This is a genomic window from Malikia spinosa, assembly GCF_002980625.1.
Classification (GTDB): domain Bacteria; phylum Pseudomonadota; class Gammaproteobacteria; order Burkholderiales; family Burkholderiaceae_C; genus Malikia; species Malikia spinosa.
On sequence record NZ_PVLR01000089.1, the window covers coordinates 1 to 3,227 of the forward strand.

General features: G+C 61.1%; 2 protein-coding genes. One reads left to right on the forward strand and one right to left on the reverse strand.

What is annotated here, in order from left to right:
- Window positions 1-373: 373 nt before the first annotated feature.
- Window positions 374-805 (reverse strand): Cd(II)/Pb(II)-responsive transcriptional regulator, encoded by a 432-nt coding sequence (gene cadR / locus C6P61_RS17415; RefSeq protein ID WP_105731155.1) that lies wholly within the window; start codon window positions 803-805, stop codon window positions 374-376.
- Window positions 806-883: 78 nt separating this feature from the next.
- Between cadR and C6P61_RS17420 the strand changes: the two genes are divergently transcribed.
- Window positions 884-3,157: a heavy metal translocating P-type ATPase gene (locus C6P61_RS17420; protein WP_211297004.1), complete on the forward strand. Its 2,274-nt coding sequence runs from the start codon at window positions 884-886 to the stop codon at window positions 3,155-3,157.
- Window positions 3,158-3,227 lie beyond the last annotated feature (70 nt).

The following is a 3,227-nucleotide window of genomic DNA, read 5'->3' on the forward strand; positions in this document are numbered from 1 at the left end:
CCCGGCCCGCAAGGGCGACGCATAAAGTGACCTGACCTCATTGGAGACGATCGACCGCTTTAGGCTGAATGCGGAAGTTCACCAATGGCTGTTCTGCGGCACTTCAGCGCCGGCCGGGTCGCGCTCGACTTGCGCAAGGCGCGCTTCAAGGAGGTGACCCTCTTTTTTCTCTAGCTCTGCGAAGTACGTCCGACAACGTGGCCGAAAAGATTAAGAGATGCCCAATCAGTGCCATTTTTGTTTCATTTGTCCGCTATGCCGTCCGTATATCATAATGTCCGAAAACTCGTAAATCAAGTACGTTTCCGGACACTGTCTGTCGTTTTCAGAAGACGACTGCACGGAATGTCAGGAGTCGTTTGCACTGTCTAGATCACCCGAGGTGGGTATGTCGTTCATGCCTTGGCTCTGCTTCCATCGCCGCCAGTCCCTGCAAAATGCCGCAGGCGTCCATGGCCTGCTCGCTTTGGCAGCGCTGACGTAGCTCGCTGAGTTGCTGCTTGAGCTGGGACAACTCATCTATCCGCACATCGACGTGGGCGATGTGCTCGTCGAGTAGCTGATTGACGACACCACAATCACCGGTTGACTGGTCGATAAAGCCCAGCAGCGTGCGGATTTCCTCGTGCGTCATGTCCAGCGCGCGGCAGTTGCGGATGAAGCGCAGCCGGTCAACCTGAGCATTGCTGTAGCTGCGGTAGTTGGCGACCGTGCGCGCCGGGGCGGGCAACAGTCCTGCCTTTTCATAGTAGCGCACGGTCTCCACCGTGCACTGTGCGATCTGGGCAAGTTCACCGATTTTCATGAACCTACTTTAAGCCACTTGACCCTGTAGTCACTTCAGGGTGTGAAATACGCCATGTTCCGACAATGGTTTCGCCCTATGACCGCCTGCTCCGCCAAGACGACGCCTACTCATCCCGCTTGCAGCCACGATCACTCGCATGATCAGCATGACCATGCACAAGATCATCACCACGACCCGCATGGCCAGGAATGCTGCTCAGGCAGACCGCCGCAAATGCCGACCTCGGATGCCGACAGCCAGGTCATGACCCATATTCCAGCCGGCTACACGCTGACCCGTTTGCGCATTGCCCAGATGGATTGCCCGACCGAAGAAGCCCTGATCCGCAAGAAGCTCGGTGGCATGGCCGCTGTGCACGGCCTGGAATTCAACCTGATGCAGCGCGTGCTGACCGTGGTACATCGGCACGACGCTCTGACCGCCATAGATGACGCTATCCATGATCTTGGTATGACGACCGAACCGATGGAGGTCGCTGCCGTAGCCAGCGCGCCGGTGAGCAAGGCCTGGTGGCCGCTGGCCCTGGCCGGTGTGGCCGCCGTGGGGGCGGAAATCACGCACTGGCTCGCCGGGCCACAATGGCTGGTCGCGCTGCTGGCACTCATTGCGATCGCCCTCAGCGGTATCGGCACCTATCAAAAGGGCTGGATCGCTTTGCGTCACGGCAATCTCAACATCAACGCCCTGATGAGCATTGCCGTCACCGGCGCGGTACTGCTGAGACAATGGCCGGAAGCGGCCATGGTGATGGTGCTGTTCACCATCGCCGAGTGGATCGAGGCGAAGTCGCTCGACAGAGCCCGCAATGCCATCCGCAACCTGGTGCAGCTCACGCCGGAACGGGCGACGGTGCAACAGGCGGACGGCAGCTGGGCCGATGTGTCGGTCAAGACCGTGGCCATCGGCCAGACCGTGCGCGTCAAGCCGGGAGAACGCATCGCACTCGATGGCGTGCTCACAATCGGCCGCTCGAGTGTCAACCAGGCACCCATCACTGGAGAGAGCCTGCCGGTCGAGAAGTCGGTCGGTGACAGCGTCTTCGCCGGAACTATTAACCAGTCCGGCTCCTTCGAATACCAGGTCACGACTGAATCCACGCATTCGACGCTGGCGCGCATCATTCACGCGGTCGAGGAAGCGCAAGGCGCACGCGCCCCCACCCAGCGCTTTGTTGATCAATTTGCCAGGTGGTACACGCCGGCGGTGTTTGCCTTCGCCCTAGCGGTGGCGCTGGTGCCCCCGTTGCTGCTTGACGGTGTCTGGTACGACTGGATCTACCGGGCGCTGGTGCTGTTGGTCATTGCCTGCCCGTGCGCCCTGGTCATTTCGACGCCCGTGACCATCGTCAGCGGCCTGGCGGCAGCCGCCCGTCATGGCATCTTGATCAAGGGCGGTGTCTATCTCGAAGAAGGCCACAAGCTCGCTTGGCTAGCTTTCGACAAGACCGGCACCATCACGCACGGCAAACCGGCGTTGACCGATACCGCGTTGCTGGACGCGCCGGCCGGGCTGGATGCCGTTCGCATCGCCACCAGTCTCGCGGCGCGATCCGATCACCCCGTGTCTCATGCCATTGCCGTCGCCGGCCGAGAAAACGGCACCCCCCTGCTGGCGGTAGCCGACTTCGCCGCCATTCCTGGGCGGGGGGTGCGCGGAACGGTTAGCGGCGTGCCGTACCAGCTCGGCAATCATCGGCTGATTCATGAGCTGGGTGTATGTTCGCCTACCCTGGAAGCGCAGCTGGGCAGACTGGAGGAGCAAGGCAAGACGGTCATTCTGCTCACTGATGGCGAGCGCGTACTGGTCTTGTTCGCCGTGGCCGATACGGTCAAGGACAGCAGCCGCCATGCGATCCGGGCGCTGCACGAGTTGGGCATCAAGACCGTCATGCTGACTGGCGACAACGCGCACACGGCGCGTGCCATCGCGGCCCAGGTCCAGATTGACGAAGCCTTCGGCGACCAACTGCCGGAGGACAAGCTGCGTGCCGTCGAAGGCTACGCGCGCAGCGGCAAGGTCGGCATGGTGGGCGACGGCATCAATGATGCCCCGGCCCTGGCGCGTGCTGACATCGGTTTTGCCATGGGCGCAGCGGGTACCGACACGGCAATCGAGACGGCCGACGTGGCACTCATGGACGATGACTTGAACAAGATTGCGCGCTTTGTTCGTTTGTCACGCGCCACTCGAACCATACTGGTGCAGAACATCGCGCTGGCCTTGGGCATCAAGGCGGTGTTCCTGGTCCTGACATTCACGGGACAAGCCACGATGTGGATGGCGGTGTTCGCCGATATGGGCGCCAGTCTGTTGGTCGTGTTCAACGGTTTGCGGTTGCTGCGACGCTGAACTAAATACGGGGTATGAAGCTAGAGCGTGTTATGGACTTTCACCCGTAGTGCGGGGCTGTCCTATGCTT

Excerpts from the sequence above, each read along its gene's own strand:
- C6P61_RS17420 (WP_211297004.1), top strand. The coding sequence starts at position 884 with ATGACCGCCTGCTCCGCCAAGACGACGCCTACTCATCCCGCTTGCAGC.
- cadR (WP_105731155.1), bottom strand. The coding sequence starts at position 805 with ATGAAAATCGGTGAACTTGCCCAGATCGCACAGTGCACGGTGGAGACC.